23 protein-coding genes are annotated in these 22,115 nt (G+C 61.3%); 18 read left to right on the forward strand and 5 right to left on the reverse strand.

Going from position 1 to position 22,115, the window contains the following annotated elements:
- Positions 1–34: 34 nt before the first annotated feature.
- Entirely contained in the window at positions 35–496 is a 462-nt protein-coding gene (locus tag ACFC5L_RS05310) for a hypothetical protein (RefSeq protein ID WP_375201315.1), read from the reverse strand.
- A gap of 102 nt (positions 497–598) precedes the next feature.
- Between ACFC5L_RS05310 and hisS the strand changes: the two genes are divergently transcribed.
- Complete coding sequence (hisS, locus tag ACFC5L_RS05315) at positions 599–2,098, forward strand: histidine--tRNA ligase (protein WP_375201314.1); 1,500 nt, start codon at positions 599–601, stop codon at positions 2,096–2,098.
- A gap of 4 nt (positions 2,099–2,102) precedes the next feature.
- Here the strand turns inward: hisS and ACFC5L_RS05320 are convergent, their stop codons facing one another.
- Positions 2,103–2,543 carry a hypothetical protein gene (locus ACFC5L_RS05320; RefSeq protein WP_375201313.1) on the reverse strand — a complete coding sequence of 147 codons (441 nt, stop codon included), beginning with the start codon at positions 2,541–2,543 and terminating at the stop codon, positions 2,103–2,105.
- 51 nt (positions 2,544–2,594) lie between these two features.
- The gene (locus ACFC5L_RS05325) at positions 2,595–3,527 is read right to left on the reverse strand and encodes an AEC family transporter (protein ID WP_375201312.1); all 933 of its coding nucleotides are present in this window, start codon (positions 3,525–3,527) and stop codon (positions 2,595–2,597) included.
- A gap of 298 nt (positions 3,528–3,825) precedes the next feature.
- Between ACFC5L_RS05325 and ACFC5L_RS05330 the strand changes: the two genes are divergently transcribed.
- The 8 genes from ACFC5L_RS05330 to ACFC5L_RS05365 all read left to right on the forward strand — a co-directional run bounded on the left by ACFC5L_RS05330 (position 3,826) and on the right by ACFC5L_RS05365 (position 9,956).
- The gene (locus tag ACFC5L_RS05330) at positions 3,826–4,167 is read left to right on the forward strand and encodes a DUF2794 domain-containing protein (RefSeq protein WP_375201311.1); all 342 of its coding nucleotides are present in this window, start codon (positions 3,826–3,828) and stop codon (positions 4,165–4,167) included.
- Between the two features lie 123 nt (positions 4,168–4,290).
- Positions 4,291–5,163, forward strand: a complete 873-nt coding sequence (locus ACFC5L_RS05335; RefSeq protein WP_375201310.1) for a Coq4 family protein — start codon at positions 4,291–4,293, stop codon at positions 5,161–5,163.
- A 39-nt stretch (positions 5,164–5,202) separates the two neighbouring features.
- A complete protein-coding gene (thiE, locus tag ACFC5L_RS05340) occupies positions 5,203–5,850 on the forward strand; it encodes a thiamine phosphate synthase (protein WP_375201309.1) in 648 nt (215 codons plus the stop codon).
- A gap of 210 nt (positions 5,851–6,060) precedes the next feature.
- Positions 6,061–7,038 carry a tetratricopeptide repeat protein gene (locus tag ACFC5L_RS05345; protein ID WP_375201308.1) on the forward strand — a complete coding sequence of 326 codons (978 nt, stop codon included), beginning with the start codon at positions 6,061–6,063 and terminating at the stop codon, positions 7,036–7,038.
- A 46-nt stretch (positions 7,039–7,084) separates the two neighbouring features.
- Positions 7,085–7,585 carry a crossover junction endodeoxyribonuclease RuvC gene (gene ruvC, locus ACFC5L_RS05350; RefSeq protein WP_375201307.1) on the forward strand — a complete coding sequence of 167 codons (501 nt, stop codon included), beginning with the start codon at positions 7,085–7,087 and terminating at the stop codon, positions 7,583–7,585.
- On the forward strand, positions 7,586–8,218 hold the full coding sequence (gene ruvA, locus ACFC5L_RS05355) for a Holliday junction branch migration protein RuvA (RefSeq protein WP_375201306.1): 633 nt from the start codon (positions 7,586–7,588) through the stop codon (positions 8,216–8,218).
- Positions 8,219–8,236: 18 nt separating this feature from the next.
- Positions 8,237–9,271, forward strand: coding sequence for a Holliday junction branch migration DNA helicase RuvB (gene ruvB / locus ACFC5L_RS05360; RefSeq protein WP_375201305.1), 1,035 nt, complete (start codon positions 8,237–8,239; stop codon positions 9,269–9,271).
- 169 nt (positions 9,272–9,440) lie between these two features.
- Positions 9,441–9,956 (forward strand): DUF3592 domain-containing protein, encoded by a 516-nt coding sequence (locus ACFC5L_RS05365; RefSeq protein WP_375201304.1) that lies wholly within the window; start codon positions 9,441–9,443, stop codon positions 9,954–9,956.
- 135 nt (positions 9,957–10,091) lie between these two features.
- On the opposite strand, the gene ACFC5L_RS05370 is transcribed toward ACFC5L_RS05365, so the two are convergent.
- Positions 10,092–11,135: a hypothetical protein gene (locus ACFC5L_RS05370; RefSeq protein ID WP_375201303.1), complete on the reverse strand. Its 1,044-nt coding sequence runs from the start codon at positions 11,133–11,135 to the stop codon at positions 10,092–10,094.
- A gap of 62 nt (positions 11,136–11,197) precedes the next feature.
- Here ACFC5L_RS05370 and ybgC point away from each other — a divergent pair, with 62 nt between their 5' ends.
- The 9 genes from ybgC (at position 11,198) to ftsH (ending at position 20,857) form a co-directional block, all read left to right on the forward strand.
- Positions 11,198–11,599, forward strand: a complete 402-nt coding sequence (gene ybgC, locus ACFC5L_RS05375) for a tol-pal system-associated acyl-CoA thioesterase (protein ID WP_375201302.1) — start codon at positions 11,198–11,200, stop codon at positions 11,597–11,599.
- 512 nt (positions 11,600–12,111) lie between these two features.
- Positions 12,112–12,834, forward strand: a complete 723-nt coding sequence (gene tolQ, locus ACFC5L_RS05380) for a protein TolQ (RefSeq protein ID WP_375201301.1) — start codon at positions 12,112–12,114, stop codon at positions 12,832–12,834.
- Positions 12,834–13,265 carry a protein TolR gene (gene tolR, locus ACFC5L_RS05385; RefSeq protein ID WP_375201300.1) on the forward strand — a complete coding sequence of 144 codons (432 nt, stop codon included), beginning with the start codon at positions 12,834–12,836 and terminating at the stop codon, positions 13,263–13,265. Before tolQ ends, tolR begins: the two co-directional genes overlap by 1 nt.
- A gap of 40 nt (positions 13,266–13,305) precedes the next feature.
- Positions 13,306–14,181, forward strand: coding sequence for a hypothetical protein (locus ACFC5L_RS05390; protein WP_375201299.1), 876 nt, complete (start codon positions 13,306–13,308; stop codon positions 14,179–14,181).
- Positions 14,182–14,321: 140 nt separating this feature from the next.
- On the forward strand, positions 14,322–15,647 hold the full coding sequence (gene tolB / locus ACFC5L_RS05395; RefSeq protein ID WP_375201298.1) for a Tol-Pal system beta propeller repeat protein TolB: 1,326 nt from the start codon (positions 14,322–14,324) through the stop codon (positions 15,645–15,647).
- Between the two features lie 295 nt (positions 15,648–15,942).
- Positions 15,943–16,446 (forward strand): peptidoglycan-associated lipoprotein Pal, encoded by a 504-nt coding sequence (pal, locus tag ACFC5L_RS05400; protein ID WP_375201297.1) that lies wholly within the window; start codon positions 15,943–15,945, stop codon positions 16,444–16,446.
- Positions 16,447–16,613: 167 nt separating this feature from the next.
- Positions 16,614–17,447 (forward strand): tetratricopeptide repeat protein, encoded by an 834-nt coding sequence (locus ACFC5L_RS05405; protein ID WP_375201296.1) that lies wholly within the window; start codon positions 16,614–16,616, stop codon positions 17,445–17,447.
- Between the two features lie 3 nt (positions 17,448–17,450).
- Complete coding sequence (gene tilS, locus ACFC5L_RS05410) at positions 17,451–18,782, forward strand: tRNA lysidine(34) synthetase TilS (RefSeq protein WP_375201295.1); 1,332 nt, start codon at positions 17,451–17,453, stop codon at positions 18,780–18,782.
- Positions 18,783–18,922: 140 nt separating this feature from the next.
- Positions 18,923–20,857: an ATP-dependent zinc metalloprotease FtsH gene (gene ftsH / locus ACFC5L_RS05415; RefSeq protein WP_375201294.1), complete on the forward strand. Its 1,935-nt coding sequence runs from the start codon at positions 18,923–18,925 to the stop codon at positions 20,855–20,857.
- 78 nt (positions 20,858–20,935) lie between these two features.
- On the opposite strand, the gene ACFC5L_RS05420 is transcribed toward ftsH, so the two are convergent.
- On the reverse strand, positions 20,936–22,060 hold the full coding sequence (locus tag ACFC5L_RS05420; protein ID WP_375201293.1) for a hypothetical protein: 1,125 nt from the start codon (positions 22,058–22,060) through the stop codon (positions 20,936–20,938).
- Positions 22,061–22,115: the final 55 nt, after the last annotated feature.

Raw genomic sequence — 22,115 nt, forward strand, 5'->3', positions numbered from 1 at the left:
CCCCACGCGTGTGGCGCGCCTGCCGGTGTCTTGCCTAACCGCCCTGTTTCATTTCCTTCAGCGCGGCGCCGTCCACCGTAAAGCGTTCGGTGATGGTGACAGTCTCGCCGGCCGTGATGGCGGCGGCTTCCTCTTCGCTCAGTTCGCGAGAAAAGATCGTCCGCGCGCCGGGTTGAAGCGTGTCGACGATCTCCCCCTTAATGCTGATTTCAAGCGTTGCAAGAAGCGCCGGCGCCGCGTCATCCGCCGCAACAGGCGTCACCACGAAAACCGCTTCGTTCTCGCCTTCACGGACAAGTCGGTTGATCGGGCGCGAGCCGGACATGGAACCGCTGTCGCCTGACAGAAATTCATCCTCCTTGCCGTTGATGGAGGTGACGACTGCGACATCCTGCGTTGAAACGCTCATGGTGAGGAACATATCTGCGGGCACCGGTCCGCCGCAGCCGAACAGCGCCAGAGGCGCAAGCGCCCAGCCTAGCTTGAATGATTTCATCTTGCTCTCCCCGTAAAGAGGCGACTATGGGCCGAACCGGCGGTCCGCTCAATCAAGCGCGCCTCATTGCGAGGGGCCCCGGGATCGGCTATCCCGCGCCCCATGGCTCAGGATCAAACCAAGAAACCGAAAAAGCAGAAGACCTTCCGCCCCAAGGCGCGTATTCCGCGCGGCTTCCGCGATCGTCTGGGCGCGGAGATCGCCGCCGAGCGCGAGATGCTGGGCCGGATCAGCGACGTTTATGAGAAATGGGGCTTCGATCCGCTCGAAACCCCGGCCTTCGAATATACCGATGCGCTGGGCAAGTTCCTGCCGGATGTCGACCGGCCGAACCAGGGCGTCTTTTCGCTTCAGGACGATGACGAACAATGGATGAGCTTGCGCTATGATTTGACGGCGCCGCTCGCGCGGTTCGTGGCGGAGAATTACGACGCGCTCCCCAAACCCTTTCGGCGCTATCAGATGGGTCCTGTCTGGCGCAATGAAAAGCCGGGGCCGGGCCGCTTCCGCCAGTTCACGCAATGCGATGTCGATACGGTGGGCGCGCCCGCGCCTTATGCCGACGCGGAAATCTGCGCGCTCTTTGCCGACGTGATCGAAGCGGCGGGGATTGCGCCCGGCGATTTCTTCATTCGCGTCTCCAACCGCAAGATCGTCGACGGACTGTTTGAAAAGATCGGCTTGTCGCAAGAGGCGGATGTTGAAACGCGTCTCATCGTCATGCGGTCCATGGACAAGTTCGACAAGTTCGGCGCCGAAGGCGTGGCGCTGTTGCTCGGGCCGGGCCGCAAGGATGAAAGCGGAGACTTCACCGACGGCGCCAAGCTCGACGACGCAAAGATCGAAACCGTGCTGGCGTTTTTGACATCGGGCCCTGAAAATTCGAACGCCGATCCCCTGGGCGTCATCGAACAATTGCTCGGCGACACGAAGAGCGGCGCTGAAGGCGTGGCGGAGCTGCAGGGCATCAAAACGTCGATCCCGGACTTTGCAAAACGCCCGATTATCTTCGACTGCTCTGTCATTCGCGGGCTTGATTATTACACTGGCCCGGTTTTCGAGGCGGAGTTTGCAAGCGGCCTGAAAGACGCAAAAGGCCGCCCGGTGCAGATGGGCTCCATCGGCGGCGGCGGGCGCTATGACGGCCTCGTCAAGCGCTTCAAGGGAATGGAAGTGCCGGCGGTCGGCGTGTCCGTGGGCGTGTCGCGGCTTCTGGCGGCGCTGGAATTGAAAAAAGGCGCGGAAGAAACCGCACGCGGCCCTGTTATCGTCCTTGCCCTCGAAAAAGATCAGATGGCGGACTATCAAAAAATGGCGGCCGAGCTTCGCAAGGCGGGCGTCCGCGCGGAAGTTTATCTCGGCGGCTCGAATTTCGGTAAACAGCTGAAATACGCCGACAAGCGTTCAGCGCCCGTCGCCGTCATTCAAGGCTCCGAGGAGCGCGAAAAGGGCGAGCTCCAGATCAAGGACCTCGTCCTCGGGGCCGAGCTTTCAAAAGAGATCGAGGACAATGCCGAATGGCGCGAGGGCCAGCCCGCGCAGTTTTCCGTCAAGCGTGATGAGCTTGTGGAAGCCGTGAAAAAGGTACTGGCGCGGCGTTAGGCATTTACAGCCAGTAACGAAACCACCAGAGCCAGTTGAAGAATAAGTACAAGACCAGCATGTAGAGCGTGAGCAATGCTGCGCCCTGAAGCGCTCCAAGCCATCCTGCTTTCGGTTTGGGAAGAAAAGGAACGCCGGTCGAGAATGCGACAGGCAGCCAAAGCCAGTTCGTCTTTCGCTTGCGTGGAATGTCTTCAATAAAATCGTCTTCCACAATTTCCAGCGGTGTTGCACCTATAGTTTTCAGAAGCGTTCGAGCGTCGTCTTCAGAAGACGCCATCACCTGCAACCCATATCCATGTAAGGCAATGCGCATCCACGGCGCCATGGTCAGGTAGTGATCGTTCTGTACGAATGAATCAATGCCGTTGGACAGGAGAAAGCTTTTCGCGCAATAGGCTTCTTCCGGATCATAGAAGCGCGCGATTTCTATTAGATTGCCCATTTGTTGAGACTAGCGCGTCTCATGACACTCTGAAAGCGGTGGAATTTTGCTTTACCCAAACACCGCCAGCACGACCGAAATCGTCACCATGGACAGGATCGTCGTAAAACTGATGGCGGCGGCGCTTTCGCTTGTGTAAACGCGATATTGGCTTGCGAGGATGAAAGTGCCGACGCCTGACGGCACGGCGACGAAAAGCGCGAGCGCCCCCCAATAGTCGGGATCGCTGACGCCCAGGAAATACGCGGTGGTGAGCGCCACGGCGGGGAGCAGCGCCATCTTGCCGAAGGCAATGAGGCTCACTCGTCCGGCGACGGATTTAAACGCCGGGAATTGATGGGTCGCCAGAAAAACGCCGAGCGAAAAAAGCGCCGTTGGCCCTGCTGCGCGGCCCAGAAGATCAAAAAAGATTTTCACCGGCCCCGCAAAAGGGATTCCGATAGCGGAATATAGAAAGCCCAGGATCATGCCCATGATGAGCGGGTTCTTGATCGGCCCGATCAGAAAATTCACGGCGCGCTCGAGCGCGTGGCCGCCTTCTTTGCGCGGGGAAATAAGCGCGGTCAAAATGGCGATGATGATCGTGCCTTCGATCAGCATGGCGGAAACGAACGGCCGCGCCCAGCCGTCAATGGTGAGCGCAATCGGAAGACCGAGAAAGACGGCGTTGCCGAGCGTTGAAGAAAGCGCGTGTGCGCCGGCTTCCTGTTTCGTCAGGTTGAATAAACGCTGCGCCAGAAAATAACCGAAGATGAGCGATGTAAGCGCGCCCGCGCCATAGGAAACCCCGACGGCGAGATCCTTCGCGTCCGGCGGCGACGCGCCGGCGGTGAGGCCGAAAAGCGCGCAGGGCATTGCAAAGCGAAACACGAATTTATTGAGCGCGTCGGATTCTGAGAGGCTGAACAGCCTGGCCCGGCCGGCGAAAACGCCGGCGGCGATGACCGCGAAGACGGGAAGGGCGATGGTGAGAACGGCGCTCATGACCGGCGGGGTTTCCCGCGCGCCGCCCCTACGGTCAAGAGACCGGTCAGGGATCTGGGAGAATAAGAAATTGCCGGACGGAGAGGGGGCCAAATCTCCCGGGGGCTGGGGGCGATGGTTAAAACCGGAAACTCCGGCCCGGACCATCCGCCCGGCCGATTGACACTGACGGCCGATTGGGGCGCGGAAAGGGACCAATTAAGGCGATTTTAAGGATGATTTTCCCCGTTTAGTTGCGGTTGCGAAAGGACGGTCCGGGGGTTGCGACGGCGCGCCGGTCGGGCGATGCTCTGCCCTGATGCGAACCAGTCCCGCAACCATCCCGCCTCAGAAGCTTCCTGAAACGGTCGCCTTCACCCGTAGCGAGCTGACCCGCATTCTTTCCGTCTATGGCTATTTCGTCGCCGCCGGGGAATGGCGTGACTACGCCATCGATTCCCTCAAAGACGCCGCGGTGTTTTCGATCTTCCGCCGCGCCTCGGAACTGCCGCTCTATCGAATCGAAAAACGTCCGGCTCTCGCGAGAAAACAGGGCGCCTGGGTCGTGGTCTCCATGACCGGCGCGGTCCTCAAGCGCGGGCAGGATCTGGCGCAGGTGCTCAAAATCTTCGATCGCCAGAAGCTGAAGCTCGCGACCTGAGCGTCCCCCCTACAGCTATTTCAGGTGAAAAGTTTCGACCGGCTCTTGAATTCCGGCCCGGGAAGCGCAAAATGCAGGCAGGTAAACTGGTCAGTGTAACGCTATAAAAGAACAGGCCGCCCAATGACTGCACCTGCTGACGCCGCGCCCACCCGAATTGAAATTCCGCCCGAGCAATATGTCTGGATCAACGGCTTTCCGACGCCGCCGACGGAACGGCGCCGGCCGCTGCACGCTGTCGCGTCGGTGCTGAAACTCATCTTTAACAAAGAGGACACGCGTCAGGTCTTCGAAATCATGAAGGCGATGTCGGGCGACACCCCCAAACGCATGTTCCGTAAATTTACGGCGACGCCTTATGGCCTGCGCGTTGTCACTGAGCCGGTGAAGCTTGAAGAGCTGCTTGGCGATCGCGAAAGGTTGCGCGCCTATCCTGAAGGCACTCTTGCGCGCGCCTATCTCGCTTTTATGGAAGGCGAGAATTTGACGCCTGAAGGGCTCCGGTCAGCGGCGGAAGAAGCCGACATCGATTATGAGGCGTATCCGGAGTTTTCCGAATATATGCGCCTGTTCATGCATCTTCAGGTCAGCCACGACCTCTGGCACGTGCTGACCGGCTACGGCCGCGACGCGCTCGGCGAGCTTTGCAATCTCGTCTATACGCGCCACCAGACGTACAATCCGGGTTTTCGCCTGATCGTCGCCATCGGCTTTCTTGCGCAAAAACTTGAACAGCCTTCCGCGCCTATTCAAAAAGCGCTCGCTGAGGCGCGGCGCAACGCCAGCGCCGCCGAATGGGTGCTGGAACATGACGTGGAAGAATTGCTGGCGATGCCGCTCGCTGATGCGCGTGCGCGCCTGAAAATCGGCGAGCCGAAAATCTACAACGCGATTCCCGATGACATTAAACGGACGCTGTTGAAGCCGAAAGTGGCTGAGACTCAGGCCGAACGGGAAAGAGCGGCGCGAGAGCGCGCTGCGCTGCAGGCCGGGTAAGGCTTCCCAGACGGTCCCGCCTTCCTATATAGCGCGGCCATGACCCATGATTGCCGCCTTTATCTGATCACCCCGCCGTCGATTGCGGACCTTGATGCGTTCGCAGATGAGTTCGCGCGCGCGCTTGGCGCCGGCGATGTCGCCTGCGTGCAATTGCGCCTGAAATCGCCGGACGGCGTTGCGGCGGAAGATGATGAAATCCTGCGCGCCGCTGAAAAGCTCTTGCCCCTGGCGCGCGCGCATGACGTCGCCTTTCTCATCAACGACCGGCCCGACCTTGCGCTGAAATGCGGCGCTGACGGCGTTCATGTGGGCCAGTCGGACGCCAGTTGTAAAAAGGCGCGGGCGCTGCTTGGCGAGGACGCGACGGTCGGCGTCACCTGTCACAATTCGAAACACCTGGCGCTCATCGCAGGCGAGACCGGGGCGGACTATGTCGCCTTCGGAGCCTTTTTCCCGACCCGGACGAAAGAGGCGCCGACACAGGCGGACCCGGCGCTGATCGAATGGTGGAGCTTCGCGACGACCCTGCCTTGCGTCGCCATTGGCGGGATTAACCCGGAAAATTGTGCGCCGCTGGTGCAGGCGGGGGCTGATTTCCTCGCCGTTTCGGGGGCGGTCTGGTCCCATGAGGGCGGCCCCGCCGCCGCGGTGAAGGCGTTCCACGCGGCTATTGCCGACGCCTGACCCATAAAATCCCGGCGCAACCGGTATCGTTCTTGCAGGGCTCCCGGCACAACCTTGAGGAGCATCAAAATGAGCCTGCGCTGGATTCTCGTGGCCGCCTCCGTCGCCACCGTCGCCCTGTGCTTTACCGCCGCCTTTATGGAAGGCGCCAATCTCGCCATGGCGGCCGCAAACTAGTCTCCCGGGCCGAAGCGCCTTAACAAGCGCGTCATGAGGCGCGTTTTTTTCACTCTCCTTGCCTGCGCGATGCTGACGCCCGTTGCGGCGCAGGATCCGGACGTTCCCAAAGCCTTCGACCTTCTGCTCGCCGGCGAGTATGACGCCGCGCTTGAGCTCGTCCGCCCCCTGGCGGAAGCGGGCGACGCGGAGGCGCAGCATCTTCTCGGCTATCTCTATGAAAACGGCCTCGGTGTTGAAGAAGATCTTCAGCATGCGGTCGATCTTTACGTTGCGTCGGGAAGCGCCGGTCAGCCCGATGCGCAATTCGCGCTTGGCGAGCTGGCGCGCACCGGCGCGGGCGTGCGCCAGAGTGCGGAAACGGCGGCGGGCTGGTACCGCCTTGCGGCGCGGCAGGGCCATGCGCGCGCCAAGCTCCGCCTTGGCGTCATGCATCTGGAAGGAAACGGCGTCGAAGAAGATAAAGCGCTCGGCGTCAAATATTTCATGGAGGCGGCGGAGGACGGCGAGCCGGAAGCGCAGCGCAATCTCGCCATCGCCTATCTGTCCGGCGACGGCGTCGCCGGCAATGACCGCAAGGCGGCGGAATGGTTCGCCAAAAGCGCTGACGGCGGCGATGCGCTCGCGGCCTATAATCTCAGTCTCATGCTGCAATCGGGCCGGCTCGGGCCCCCCGATCTCAATGCGGCGGCGGCGCGCATGTATCAGGCGGCGGAGAAAGGCTTCGCCCCGGCCATGACCGGGCTCGGTCTGTTGCTTCATGGCGGCGCCAAACTCGACGACGAAGCGGGCGCCGGTCACCCGGCCGACTGGTTTGAGCGCGCGGCCGAGGCCGGCGATCCGCAGGGGCGCTTTCTCTACGCCGTCGCCCTGACACAAGGGGACGGGCGCGAAGAAGACCCGGAAAGCGCGAAGCTTCTGGTGGACGATCTCATCGCCGATCCCGCCGTCGATCCGGCGATCAAACGGGATGCGGAAAAACTCCGGAAAGAGCTGGCGCGTAACAACTGATTCACGTTTTGTTTCCTTTGCGCCGGAACCGCCCTATGGTCCCGCCATGAGCGCAGTGATTCGCATTTTGGGCGTCGATCCGGGCTCGGCGGCGACCGGCTGGGGCGTTGTCGAGAGTGCTGGCGCGCGCCTTTCCTATGTCGCCTCGGGGGTCATCCGCCCGAAACGGGGGAGCGCCCCGGCGCAAAAGCTCGCTGTGATTTTCGACGGGTTGAAAGAGCTGATCGCGGAATTCGTGCCCGACGAGGCGGCGGTGGAGGAAACCTTCGTCAACGCCAATCCGCGCGATGCGCTGGTCCTAGGCCAGGCGCGCGGCGTTGCGTTGCTGGCGCCCGGGCTCGCCGGATTGCCGGTCGCGGAATACGCCGCGAACTCGGTGAAGAAATCCGTGGTGGGGCGCGGTCATGCGGACAAGACCCAGGTTGCGGCCATGGTGAAAGTGCTGCTCCCCAAATGCGGGGCCCTCGCGAGTGACGAGGCGGACGCGCTCGCCGTCGCCATTTGTCACGCGCATCACTCAAGTTTTCGTAAGTTGGAGGCGTCGTAAATGATCGGCAGGTTGAAAGGCGTTGTGATTTCTCTGGCGGAAGAGACCGCCATCATCGACGTGAACGGCGTCGGTTATGAAATTTACGCCGCGCCGCGTGTCTTGCAGACTTTGCATCCGGGCGATGAGGCGACGCTCTCCATTGAAACATTGGTGCGCGAAGATCTGATCCGGCTTTACGGCTTTCCGTCGGAGAATGAACGTCAGGCGTTTCGTCTGTTGCAAAGCGTGCAGGGCGTCGGCGCCAAACACGCGCTCGGCCTGTTGCAGGTGTTGACGCCGTCGGAGCTTTATGACGCCGTGACCGCCGAAGATGTGACGGCGGTCAGCCGCGCCCATGGCGTCGGCAAGAAACTCGCCCAGCGCATCGTCACGGAGTTACAGTCAAAAGCGGGAGCATTGGCTGGGGCGACAGGCGAAGTCATCGCCATGGCCGCGCGCAAAAAGGCTGCTGCCGCTGCGCCTTCCGACCCGGCCCTGGCGGCGAAAGCCGACGCGGTCTCGGCCCTCGCCAATCTCGGCTATGACGGGGTCGAGGCGCGCCGCGCCGTTGCAAGAGCGGCGGAAAGTCTCGACAGTCCCGGCGTCGAAGCGCTGATCAAGGCGGCGCTGAAAGAACTGGCGGCGGCGTAAACGGTATACGGATGAACAATGGCTGAACCTGCTTACAAAGACGACCGGCTGATTGACGGCGAGCGCAAGGGTGAGGACGCCGACGCGGCGCTGCGCCCGAAAAAGCTCGACGATTTCGTGGGCCAGCCGAGCGCCAAGGACAATCTCCGCGTTTTCGTGCAAGCCGCGAAGGCGCGCGGCGAGGCGCTCGATCACGTGCTCTTTCACGGGCCGCCGGGCCTCGGCAAGACGACGCTGGCGCAGATCGTCGCCAATGAGTTGGAAGTGAGTTTTCGGGCGACGTCGGGACCGGCGATCACCAAGCCCGGCGATCTCGCGGCGCTCCTCACCAATCTCGAAGCCGGCGATGTCTTGTTCATCGACGAAATTCATCGCCTGTCGCCCCATGTGGAGGAAGTGCTCTATCCGGCGATGGAGGATTTCGCCCTCGATCTCATCATCGGGGAAGGGCCCGCGGCGCGGTCCGTGCGCATCGACTTGCCGCGTTTTACGCTGATCGGCGCGACGACGCGATCGGGGCTATTGGCGAAGCCGTTGCTCGACCGCTTCGGCATTCCGGTGCGCCTCGACTTCTATTCGGAAAAAGATCTGGCGCGCATCGTGTCGCGCGGCGCGTCCTTGTTGAACGCTGACATGTCCGCCGACGGCGCCGGAGAGATCGCGCGGCGTGCGCGCGGCACGCCCCGCGTCGCCGGTCGTTTGCTGCGCCGTGTGCGTGATGTGGCGACGGTTGAAGGTTCCGGTTTGATCGACGCAACTGTCGCCGACAAGGCGCTGAAGCGCCTCGAGATCGATAAGCTCGGCCTCGACCCGCTTGACCGGCGCTATCTTCGTCTGATTGCGGAGCATTTCGGCGGCGGCCCCGTGGGCGTTGAAACCATCGCCGCCGCGCTCGCCGAGGCGCGCGACGCCGTCGAAGATGTGATCGAGCCGTTCCTGTTGCAGCAGGGCCTCATTCAGCGCACGCCGCGCGGGCGCGTTCTTTCTGCAACCGCGTGGACGCATCTCGGGTTGGCGGCTCCGAAGGGAACGGCGTCGGATATGTTCGACTAACTCTCCCCGATCATCCCCGCGAAAGCGGGAATCCAGGAATGGAAACCGAGAATTTGGTCTGGATCCCCGCTTTCGCGGGGATGATCGGAGGATGAATTGATTCAATTTGGTCATCGAATAGTGACCATTCCGGCCTAGGCTTTCTCCCGCAAAATCGGGGAGGCGCGCCATGGGCGGATCGATTTTTCTGACGCTGTTTTTCGGCCTGTTTCTCGCAATCGGGGCGGCGATGCTGTTCTGGGGCGGGCGGTCTTATTATTACGCGCAAGAGGCGGCGCACTGGCCGACAACGCCGGGCGACATCATCGCGTCGGACTTCAAGGTCAACTCCGACAGCGACGGCGACACTTACGAAGCCAGGGTGGAATATAAATATAATCCCGACGGCTATGAGCGCACGGGCAAGGCGATTGCGTTCGGTTACACCGCGAGTTCCGGCCGCCAGTTTCATCACGAGATCTACGAGGCTTTGCCCGTGGGCGCGCAGGTCGCGGTGCGCTACGATCCGTCAAAACCGGACCGCGCCGTTCTTTCCTATGGCGTCAACCGCTCAATCCTTTTTATCGTGATCTTCGGCGCGATCTGGACGATCTTTACGGTCGGCCTCGCCTCGCTGTTTTTCCTCAGCGAAAGCGGCGCCGGCACGCTGCTCGACAACATCATGATTTATTCGAGCGGCCGGTGACGGCTGACATTTGTTGTTTCTGTCCTCCCGGACGGCCGTAGGCCAATCCGGGATCTTATTGAAGCGGAGATCCCGGCTCTCCGCTTTGCGGCGGCCGGGATGACAAGTTGCAAGATGTGTATTGCCTACTGCTACTTAGATTGCGCCAAACTCTTTGAGGTGCCCTTCGATGCGCGCGCGCAACGCCCCCTCATCAAGATCGTCGACGGCGATGACGGCGTAATTTTCAACGCCCGCGCCTTTGGCGATAAAGAGATTGGCGGAGTGCCACCAGTCGCGGCGGGTCAGCTCGATCAGGTTTTTCGTGCGCCAGTGCATGACGCCGAAAATCGCCGAGCCTTGATCGGCGATGACCGTTTCCATGTCGGCGGCCATGTTGTCGAACATCTCCGGCGAAGCCTTGCGCGTGTCGAACACCGCGCCGCCGAGGGATTGCACAATCGCCGCCGTCTCTTCTGTGGGGTATTCGCGCTGCACAGACTCCGACACCGTGCCGAAGCGGCCAAGATAGGTGATCGAGCCTTCGCGCGCCGGCGGCGGCGTGAGGTGAAACGCCTTTCGGTAAGCGGCGACTTCTTTTTCGCTCCAGTAATAGCTGGGAATGCGCTTCCTCAGGATCGTCGCCTGTTCAATCAGCACTGGCGCCTCCGCGACCTCCATGGCGAGACCGAGCGCGGCGAGATCGCGCTTCACATAAGGCTTTTCGGCGAGAAAAGCGGGCATCACCACCGGGCCGTCGATCCTTTCCGCACAGACAAGCGAACAGATGACGTCGCCGACCCAGTCGCCATAGGTGTAGGGCGTTTCCGTTTCGATGACGGTTCCTTGTGCAATCCTCCGCGCGGGAGCTTTCGGCGTCTTTAATATCTCGGGCAGGGATGGCGCGCGCACTGAATAGCGTTCGACAATGCGCCCGCCGGCGACGCCCATGCCTTCCGCCGTATACAGAAGGTTTTCGATGCACTCGCTTTCCGGGCGCGGCTGCGTATAGATGAGCCGTCTTTGTTCAGGCTTGTCGCCGGAAATGGTGAGCGTTTGCGATTGCGTCGTTTCCAGATCGGCGGGGCTGTTCGGCGTCCAGCGCCCAGCAAGGGCAAGGGCGCGCTTTGCTGGCGCGACGATCGCGTTTTTCACTCGGACGGCCGGATTGGTCCAGTCGGGATTGCCGATGATCTTCATGTCTGTTGACTAATGCGCGTTCTTCTTGCGGGACAAGCCGCACTAATGCCACAAGATCCATAATGAGCGATGAAACGATCTATCGGCTGCCGATCCGGATTTATTACGAGGACACGGATTTTTCCGGCGTCGTCTATCATGCGGCCTATCTGAAGTTTTTCGAGCGCGGCCGGACCGAGGCGCTGCGCGCCTGCGGCGTTCATCATTCGGAGCTGTTGGCGCGCGCCGAGCCGCTGGCCTTCGCCGTCCGCAAGATGACGACGGAATGGCTCATCCCGGCGAAGATCGACGATATGCTGGAGGTCCGGACGCGCTTTGTCGCCGCGAAAGGGGCCCGGATGACCCTGGCGCAGGAAATCTGGCGGGAGGAGGCGCTGCTCGCCCGGGCCGAGGTGGAAGCCGCCTGCATGTCGCTTTCTGGCCGCCCCCGGCGCCTGCCCGAGGACATTCTAGCCAAATTTTGAAACCTCGCCGGATTGCCCTGGCGCCCTGGCAGGCCGTTAGCCCCTTTGCTGAGGGGGGCTGGTCAGACGTCTGCTCGCAAAAACCTCATACGGCTCTGGCGCCAGTGCAAAAGCCCAGGCGCCAGCACGAAAAAGTCGTAAACCTTTCATTAACCGTCATTAAACTTTGGAAATCGCCTGATCGGGACCGCGCCGGGGCCTCGTATTCGCCCAAATTCCCGCCATAAGGGGATTAAACGGAAGGCCGTTCGGTGTTAACCATGGCCCGGGCGTTTTGAAGGAAAGCCGCGTTGCCGGTTTTCCGTCTCAAAACGCCCTATTATTGAATGTAGAGCATCCTGAATGTCAGGATGCTCGGGGCCCCGCGCGGGGTGAAACGCGCGAGAAGGAGACTTGCGCCAATTTCTCCCATCAGGCGGTGGGGCAGGGCGGGCGTGAGACAAAGAACAGTTTCGGTATCGGCCTCGCCGCCTCGGATGAGAGGGTGGGGCGCAAGAGGGATAGTCAGAACAATGGAAACAGAAGTCGCGGGCGCCGCAGCAGCCGGAATAGGGGGCGATTTCAGCCTCTGGAGTTTGTTCCTGCGCGCCGATCCGATCGTGAAGACGGTGATGGGCATTCTCGTGATTGCGTCCGTGTGGTCATGGGCGGTGATCATCGACAAGTCGCTCACTTTCAGCCGCATCAAGTCGAAGTCGAAAAAGTTTGAAGACCAGTTCTGGTCCGGCAAGCCCCTTGATGAGCTCTACCGCAAGATGCGCGACAAGCAGGATCATCCGATGGCGCGCGTGTTCGCCGCCGCCATGGAGGAATGGAGCCAGGCGAAGACGACCTCCGGCCGCAGCGACGCCCTCGTCATTGGTGCGCGCGAACGTATCGACAAGATCCTCTCCGTCTCCGTCTCGCGCGAGCTTGAAAAAGCCGAAAGCAGTCTCGGCGTGCTTGCGACCGTCGGGTCGGCGGCGCCCTTTGTCGGTCTTCTCGGCACGGTCTGGGGCATCATGAATGCGTTCCAGGCGATCGCGCTCACCAAAGACACAAACCTTGCCGTTGTGGCGCCGGGCATCGCCGAAGCGCTCTTCGCGACGGCGCTTGGCCTGCTCGCCGCGATTCCGGCGGTGGTCGGCTACAACCGTTACTCGTCGGCGCTCAACTCTTTCGCGGTGCGTCTCTCCGGTTTCGCCGATGAATTCTCGGCGATCCTGTCGCGCCAGCTTGACGAAAGGGCGCGCTGATGGGCGTCAATCTCAACTCAGGCGGCGGGCGCCACAGGCCCGGCCGCACGCAGCCAATGGCGGAGATCAACGTGACGCCGCTGGTCGACGTCATGCTGGTGCTCTTGATTGTGTTCATGGTCGCCGCGCCCTTGCTGACTGTTGGCGTTGCTGTCGATCTGCCGGAAACGGCGGCCAACCCGATCCAGGATCAAGGCGAGCCCCTGACCGTGACGGTCTCCGCCGACGGCACCATCTATGTGCAGGAAACGCCGGTGGAGTACGAAAATCTCGTCCCCCATCTCGAGGCGGTGGCGACCGCCGGCTATGACCAGCGCATCTTCATTCGCGGCGACGAAAACCGCGCCTATGGCGACGTCGTGCGCGTCATGGGCCGGATCAACGCCGCCGGGTTCCGCCGCATCGGTCTTGTGACCGATCAGGAACAATAGCGGCGTGTACGGACGTTAGTAACGAAGGCCCATAAGGTTCATGCGTTTCGGCCTCTTCGCATCAGTCCTCTTGCACCTCGCCATTGTCGGGGCGGGCTTTCTTGCGCCCAATTTTATCAAGCTGCCCGACGTAACGGCGGAGCCTTACATCCCGCTCGATCTCATTGCCGAAGCCGAACTTGATTTGCGGACCAGCGTCCCCGCCGCGGCGCCGGAGCCGGTCGCCGAGGAAGAGCCCGAACCCGATCTGCCCGAACCGGTTGTCGAAGAAGAGCCTGCGCCCGCCGAAGAAGCGCCGGAGCCGGAATTCCTGCCGGAACCTGAGCCTGAGCCCGCGCCGGTTGTTGAAGAGCCGGAGCCGCAGCCTGAACCTGAACCCGTAAAACCGGAGCCCGAACCGACGCCGGCGCCGCCGAAAGAAACGCCGGCGGTGAAGCCGCAACCGAAAGACGAGCTCGATCTTGACGCCCTGTCGCAACTGATCGACAGGGAGCGCGAGAACGAAAAGCCGAAAACGCCGAGCCAGACGCCGTCGCAGACAACTGAAACGGCCGATAAGGCGCGCGCTGCCGTCGGCGCCGGCGACCGCCTGACCGCGAGCGATGAGGCGAAAATGCGCGCCGCCGTCCAGCGCTGCTGGAATGCAGGGACGATCATCGGCGCGCCGGAGCCGGAAAAGCTGGTCGTTGTCATCGATTTTGAACTCAATCGCGACGGTACCCTGTCGTCGCAACCAAGGGTGGCGAACGAGCTGCAAATCAATCTATCGGGGAACCAATTCTGGCGCGTGGCGCAGCGCGAAGCCTTGAGCGCGGTGATGAAATGCGCGCCCTATGATTTTCTGCCGGTGGAGCGGTATGAAAGCTGGAAAGAGTTCCGGTTTAACTTCGATCCGAGCCAAATGGTGGGCCGTTAGCGCATATGCGGGAACAAAAGCCGGGTTTCCGTTATTTAAACTGCGCGGCCGACAAAATCTGGACATGGTGCGCGGCGATAGTCGCAAACAAAGGTCCTAGAACGAACAAAATTTCAGGGGGCCTGAAAGAGAGTAGCGATATGAAGAAATTATTGATCATCCTCCTGACGGCGATCGCCGCTGTTGCAACGCCCGCCGCTGCGCGCGTCACCATCGACATCACGCAAGGCAATGTGGATCCGATGCCGGTCGCCGCGCCGAATTTTCTCGGCGCCGACGAGGGAACGCAAGGGCTCGGCCGTGACATCACCGGCGTCATCATGAACGATCTGGATCGTTCGGGCCTGTTTCAGGTGATCGACCAGCGCGCCTATATCGAAAAGCCGGAAAGCGTGAATACGCGCCCGCGCTTTGCTGACTGGCGCATCATCAACGCCCAGGTGCTGATTGTCGGCGAAGTCGAAGAGCTTTCCGACGGCCGCATTCAGGTGTCGACGCGCGTCTGGGATGTTTATTCCGACGAACAGCTCGGCGCTGTCGCGTTCAAGACGCCCGCTGACAACTGGCGCCGCGCCGCGCACAAGGTTGCGGATTTCGTTTACAAGACGCTCACCGGCGAGGAAGGCTATTTCGACACGCGTCTCGTCTTTGTCCATGAAACCGGGCCGAAAGAGAAAAAAGTCAAACGCCTGATGATCATGGATCAGGATGGCGCCAATCCGATCCCCTTAACGGACGGCCTCAATTATCAGGTGCTGACGCCGCGCTTTTCGCCGACGCAGCAACAGATCACCTATATGGCGCTGTTCGATAATCGTCCGGGACAGGTTTACTTGTTCAATATTGAAACCGGCGAACAGGAACAGCTCGGCACGTTCCGCGGCATGACCTTCGCGCCGCGCTTTTCGCCTGACGGCCGCGAAGTCATCATGTCCATGGAGCGCAACGGCAACTCCGACATTTTCAATATGGATTTGTCGACGCGCCGCCTGACGCGTCTCACGGACAATCCGGCGATCGACGTGTCGCCGACGATGTCGCCCGACGGACGCCGTGTCGCCTTCACTTCGGATCGCGGCGGGTCGCAACAGATTTACACGATGAACGCCGACGGCTCGAACCAGAAGCGCATCACCTTCGGTCAGGGCAATTACCAGACGCCGGTGTGGTCGCCGCGCGGCGACCTCATCGCTTTCACGCGCATTTATAACGGCCGCTTTTATATCGGCGTCGTTCGGCCCGACGGCAGCGGCGAACGCCTCCTCACGGAGAGCTTTCTCGACGAAGGGCCGACATGGTCGCCCAACGGCCGGGTGCTTCTTTTCTATCGCCAGACGCCGACCCGCCGGGACGGCTCCGGCGGCGATTCGCAGCTCTGGTCCGTTGATCTGACCGGCCGCAATTTGCGACGTGTGCGGACACCGGGCGATGCGTCCGACCCCGCCTGGTCGCCGCTTTTGCCCTAACCGGTTAGAAAAGGGAGGTTTTTCGGGAGATTCGTAACCGAAAATTCATTTTCGCGCCGGAACAGCCGTTCTTGATTGCTGGCGCGTGTCTCGCTACGATTCAGAAGTTGGCTAAATTTTATGAACTGGCTGACACTGAATTGTAAGAAGGGGGAATTAAGCTTCCGCTGCGATTGTGCGCCGCAAACGCGGGTGGAGTGTACGTAAAAAGGCTTAGGGGCGGGGGCGCGCTCGCCGGGCCGGAATCAAGGAGCCCAGCGGTTTGATACCGGTGACTGGGGAAGTGGAGCTAAAAATGATGAAGTTTTACAAAATTGCCGGGATCTTCGCATCGCTTGCGCTGATCTCAGCCTGTGCAAGCACGGGGCCTGATCTTGACGCGTCGGCGGGCGCTGACACCTCGGCTGGCGCTGAGCCGGCTGGTCCGGTGCCAGGCAGCCAGGCGGATCTCGAAAATTCCGCCGGCCACCGCGTTTTCTACGGCTACAATGAATACACCCTGACCGGCGAAGCTCAGTCGACGCTCGCGCGTCAGGCGGCTTGGCTGAAAGAATATCCGGAAACCCGCATCCTTCTCGCCGGCAACTGCGATGAGCGCGGCACCCGCGAATACAACCTCGCGCTCGGCGCTCGCCGTGCGGAAGCCGCGAAATCCTATCTCGTGAGCCTCGGCGTTGACGCTTCGCGCATCACCACCGTGTCTTACGGCAAGGAACGCCCGATCGATCCGCGTTCGACGGAAGCCGCATGGTCGGTGAACCGCAACGCTACGACGACGATCACCGGCGCCGGCGCCTAATTGGCGCGCCGAGTGGCGATTGATTAAAAGGGGGGCGCGCCGTCACTTGATGACCGGCGCGCCTTCTCTTTTTTTGGGCGCAGGAGGAGAAGCGGGCGTTTTTTCGCCCTATTTTGCGCCATAAGAAAATGGGCGATACTGCTTCGCTGAAGTTCGAGGGTTAGACCATGACGCTTATCAGAACCGCCGCTGTGACATTCGCCGCCGCTTTCCTGTTGTCGGCGCCGGCCGCCGCCGGAACGAAAGACGACATTCGCGACCTCCAGGCGCGCCTCGCCGCCGCCGAGCAGGCGCTGTCGGGGCAATCCCAGGCGGTGCTGAAAATCTCCCAGCTTGAGCGCCAGCTTCAGGACATGACCGGGGAGATTGAGCGCCTTCAATATGAGCTCGATCAGGCCAACACCCGTCTCGATGCTGTCAGCGCTGTTTTGGCGGGTGACACGAATTATCAGGCGCCCGGCGATTTCTCCAATGGCGGCGCCGCTAGCGGTCCCGTGTCGCTGATGCCCGGCGCGAATGCGGCGAGCGGCGATCCGATCGGCGATCAGATTTCACAATCTTCAGCGGCGCCAGTGGGCGCTGCGGCCGGCGATCCGAGCGACATCGCCTTGCCGCTCGATCCCAATGCGGCCTTCGATTACGCGTCCGGCTTTTTGCTCGCCGGCGACTATCAGCGCGCCAAGGCGGCGTTCACGCTTTATGTGGAAGCGTTCCCCAGTCATCCGCGTACGGCGGATGCGCAGTTTCGTCTCGGCGAAATCCATCTCGCCCTTGGTGAAAACGCCGCCGCCGCGGACGCGTTCATCGCGCATATTCGCAACTACCCCAATGATCAGCGTTCCGCCGAAGCCTATCTGAAACTCGGCACCGCTTTCGCGCGTCTCGACAAGTCGAAGGAGGCATGCACCGTATTCAAGACCATGAAGTCGAAGCACCCCAACGCGCCGTCGCCGGTCGTGCAGCGCGCCGATCTCGAAATGGCGCGCATTGACTGCCAGTAGGTTGTGGCTGCGGCGTCGCCTGGGCTAACGGAAACGGCGTTCTTTGCCCGTCTCCAATCGCTGAACATTCCCGATAAATTTGCGGTCGCCGTTTCCGGCGGCCGCGATTCCATGGCGCTTGCGCGGCTCGCCGCCGCTTATGCAAAAAAAACCGGCGCGACGGTGCTGGCGCTGACGGTCGATCACGGCTTGCGGGCGGAAGCCGCTGAGGAAGCGGCGAAGGCGAAGCGATGGTGCGAGGAGGCGGGGCTTGCGCATCTCACCTTGTGCTGGGAAGGCGACAAGCCATCCTCGGGCGTTCAGGCGGCGGCGCGCGCCGCGCGCTACACGCTCTTGATCGGCGCCGCGCAATCCCATGGCTGCGACGCATTGCTGACCGCGCATAGCGAAGATGATCAGGCGGAAACCTTATTCATGCGTCTTGCCCGCGGCGCCGGGCTCAAAGGGCTCGCCGCCATGCGCGCGGAAAGTTTTGTCGCGGCGGGGCCGGGCGCGCCGTTGCGATTGTTGCGGCCATTGCTTTCTTTCAGCCGTGAAAGCGTGACGGCGTATCTTGATGACATCGGGCAGGACTATCTCGACGATCCTTCCAATCTCGATGAGCGTTTCGAGCGGGTCCGGGTTCGGGCTTTGCTGGCGGCGCTCGCCGAGCAAGAGTTGGTGACCGCGCCGTCGCTGGCGGCGTCTGCAAAAAAACTCGATAGCGCCGAAGATGCGGCCCGGGCGCAGGAAGAGGCGCTGTTCGATCATCTTGGCGGCTGCTTTTACGGCTGGGGCGGCGTTTCGCTGGACCGCTGGGAAGACGCCCCGGGGGCGGAAGGGCTTGCGCGCAGGCTGATCCATGCGGTCGGCGGGGGCGTCTATCCGCCGGCGGAGGCGCTGGAAACGGTGGCGCAGGCGGCGGAGGGCGCTCAGAAGGCGACCCTGGGCGGCGCGCTGATGATGCGCTGGCGGGACCGTCTGTGGTTCTTGAGGGAGCCTGCGGCCCTGACAGGCCGGGCCGGGGTTGAGCCGCTCGCCCCGCAAAGCCTCGACAGGCGATTGCTCTGGGATCGCCGTTTTGTGATCGCGCCTTGCCACCCCGGCTCAGGCCCGGCAGACGCGCCCCAGATCGCTCCTCAGATCGCACCCATGGGGGGCGAGGCCAGGGCTTTTCTGGGGCCTCGGGAAGGGCTTTTCCGCGGGCCGCCTGAGGCGCTCGCCGCCCTTCCGGGCCTCATGCAGAACGGCGTATTGATTGGCGCGCCCGCGCTCCCATTTATGGACAAGGGAATTTTGACCTGCCGGTCCCTCACAAGGGAGCGATTTCTGGGCCGGATTGTTAGATTTTCGTAGAAATGCCTTCTTTTGCGCCGAAGGTGATGGCGCTGGCATTTCTTAACGCCTATCTACTACGGTTTAAGGGATTTCCCCGCACCGCCCCCTGCGCGCCCATCTTGAGCGGCGCCAAAACATAAGAGGAAAGAAGACTTCGAATGAACGGACGCAACATTCTCATCTGGGGCCTCGTCATCGTCTTCTTTGTGGTGGCGCTACAGCTATTTGAATTTTCAACGCCCGGGCCGCAGCCGACCCAGCTCAACTATTCGGACTTTGTGAGCCGCATCGATAATGGCGGCATTTCCGAAGCCAAGGTCGCGCAAGGCCAGGTCACCGGCACGCTCGCCGATGGATCGGAATTCGTCACCACCATTCCTGAAGACGGCCAGACTGCAGCGGCTGAACGGTTGAACGACGCCGGCATCACGACGACCATCGAGAAAGAAGAAGAGCTGCCCCTGCTGCTCTCGCTGCTCATCAATATTCTGCCGCTTCTTATCTTCCTCGCTTTCTTCCTCTTCATCATGCGCCAGATGCAAGGCGCCGGCGGCAAGGCCATGGGCTTTGGCAAGTCGCGCGCAAAACTTTTGACCGAGCGTCAGGGCCGCGTCACCTTTGACGATGTTGCGGGCATTGATGAGGCGAAAGAAGAACTCGAAGAGATCGTCGAATATCTGAAAGACCCGATGAAGTTCCAGCGCCTCGGCGGCAAGATCCCGAAAGGCGCGCTGCTTGTCGGCCCTCCGGGCACCGGTAAGACGCTGCTTGCGCGCGCGATCGCGGGCGAAGCCAATGTCCCCTTCTTCACCATTTCCGGTTCGGACTTTGTTGAAATGTTTGTCGGCGTCGGCGCCAGCCGCGTGCGCGACATGTTTGATCAGGCGAAAAAGAACGCGCCCTGCATCATCTTCATCGACGAGATCGATGCGGTGGGCCGTCACCGCGGCGCCGGTCTTGGCGGCGGCAATGACGAACGCGAACAGACCTTGAACCAGTTGCTAGTGGAAATGGACGGCTTTGAAGCCAATGAAGGCATCATCCTCGTCGCCGCGACCAACCGTCCCGATGTTCTCGACCCGGCGCTGCTTCGCCCCGGCCGTTTCGACCGTCAGGTCGTCGTGCCGAACCCGGATGTCACGGGCCGCGAGAAAATCCTCAACGTACATGCGAAAAAAGTCCCGCTGGCGCCGGATGTGAACATCCGCACCATCGCGCGGGGCACGCCCGGTTTCTCGGGCGCGGACCTTGCGAACCTCGTGAACGAGGCGGCGCTGCTTGCAGCCAGACGCGGCAAGCGCTTCGTCACCGCCAAGGAATTCGACGACGCCAAGGACAAGGTCATGATGGGCGCGGAACGCCGCTCTATGGTCATGACCGAAGACGAAAAAATGCTCACCGCCTATCACGAGGCGGGGCACGCCATGGTCTCGATCTTCGTGCCGGGCAACGATCCCGTCCACAAGGCGACCATCATTCCGCGCGGCCGCGCGCTGGGCATGGTCCAGTCTCTTCCCGAACGCGACCGTTACTCCATGTCCTATGAACAGATGACGGGCCGCATCGCCATGGCCATGGGAGGGCGCGTCGCCGAGGAGCTGAAATTCGGCAAGGAGAAAGTCACCTCCGGCGCTTCTTCCGACATCGAAATGGCGACCAAGATTGCGCGCGCCATGGTCACGCAATATGGCCTGTCCGATAAGCTCGGTCCTATCGCTTACGCTGAAGATGAGGGCGAGGTGTTCCTCGGCCAGTCCATCGCGCGTTCGAAAACGATTTCGACCGACACGGCGAAACTCATCGAAGACGAGATCAAGCGCTTCGTCACCGAGGGTCATGATCTTGCGAGAAAGGTGCTGACCGACCGCCGCGATAGCTGGGAAAAACTTGCTCAGGCGCTTCTGGAATTCGAAACCCTGACGGGCGACGAAATCAACAAGCTCCTCAATGGCGAGACCATTGTCCGCGAGGACCCGCTCGATCCGAAAGATCACACCCCGCCGTCATCCGTGCCGAGCTCCGGCGCACCTGCTGGCGGTAAGAAGCGTGATGACGGAACCGGCGGCATGGAGCCGAGCCCGCAGGGCGCTTAAACAGAAAACAAATGCGGCGCCCGCGCTTGGGGTGCGGACGCCGCTGCAAAGCCGCTGACGTAAGATGCGCCGGCGGCTTTATTTTTTTGAAAAGCTGATCGCGCCTTGATCTTCCATTGCGCCGGCGAAGGCCCAGCCGCCGAAAGTCTCCGACACGGCGACCATCAGCTCATTATCGCCTTTCTTGAGGTCGAGACCGACGCTGTCGAAAAAGCCAACCGTGCCGAGGAAACGGTAATCGCGCACCCGCCAGCCGGCGTCGCCATAATAAACGCGCTTGCCGTTGAGATAGACGCGTACGCGATCGGAATAGCCGAAGCGCAGTTCTTTCATTTGCGCCCGCTCGGATTTGATGGGCAGGCGGATGAAAACCGTCGAATCGCCGTCGGGCAGGCGGCGGCGCAGTTTTGAGATGTTGGCGATGCCGTTTGTTTCAACGGCGAGTTCGCTCCACTCCATGTCCTTCTCCGCCTTTGCTGTCAGAGTCAGGAGACCGTCCACTTCCGCTTCGGGAAACACCGACGACACGGACCATTCTTTGATTAGCCCTTCTGGCAGGGGCTTTGTTTCTTTCGCTTCGCCGACAATGGCGTCGTCATCTTCGAGGGGACGGAACGTGATGTTTGAAAAGCGCGCCGTCACGGCGCCGGTGACGCGCAGGCCCACATAACCGGACGTCAGATCGGTTTTAAGGTCCGGAACATGCAGCGCCGGCTGGTCGCTGTTGAAATAGAAATCGGCCTTGTCGCCTTTAATCACAACTTTCACATGGTTCCAGCCGTCAAAGGTCTGCGATACCGGCGCGATGGCGTTTCCGTCCGAAAAAATCTGCCAGGCGGAATTGCCGTTTTCGACGGGCGTATATTGAACGGCGTCCGGCTTGTTGTTGAGATGCGACCGGAAATAGATTTCCTCATAATGGCCGTCGCTTTCCGCGCGCCAGATCGGCCCTATAAACCCTTGCACCTCTTCATAAGCGGCGTCGAATTCAATGACGCCGTCAGTAAAGACCGTATCGTCAATCCAGATCCGGCCGCCTTTGACGGTTAGAACCTGGCGGCCTTGATAGGTTTCGGTTCCGGCTTCCTGCGCGGCGACGCGCCAGGTCTTTCCTGCAAACGCAATCTCTTCGGGCGGACTGGCCGTCTGCGCGAGGACGGCGGGGGAGAAAAGGACCGCAAGGGCGGTGAACGCATGACGCATGGAAAGGCTCCGTATTTCAAAGGAGCCGAGCTTGGCGGAATCTGCGTCATCAGTA

Origin of the sequence: Hyphococcus sp. (assembly GCF_041986965.1) — a bacterium.
Classification (GTDB): Bacteria; Pseudomonadota; Alphaproteobacteria; order Caulobacterales; family Parvularculaceae; genus Hyphococcus.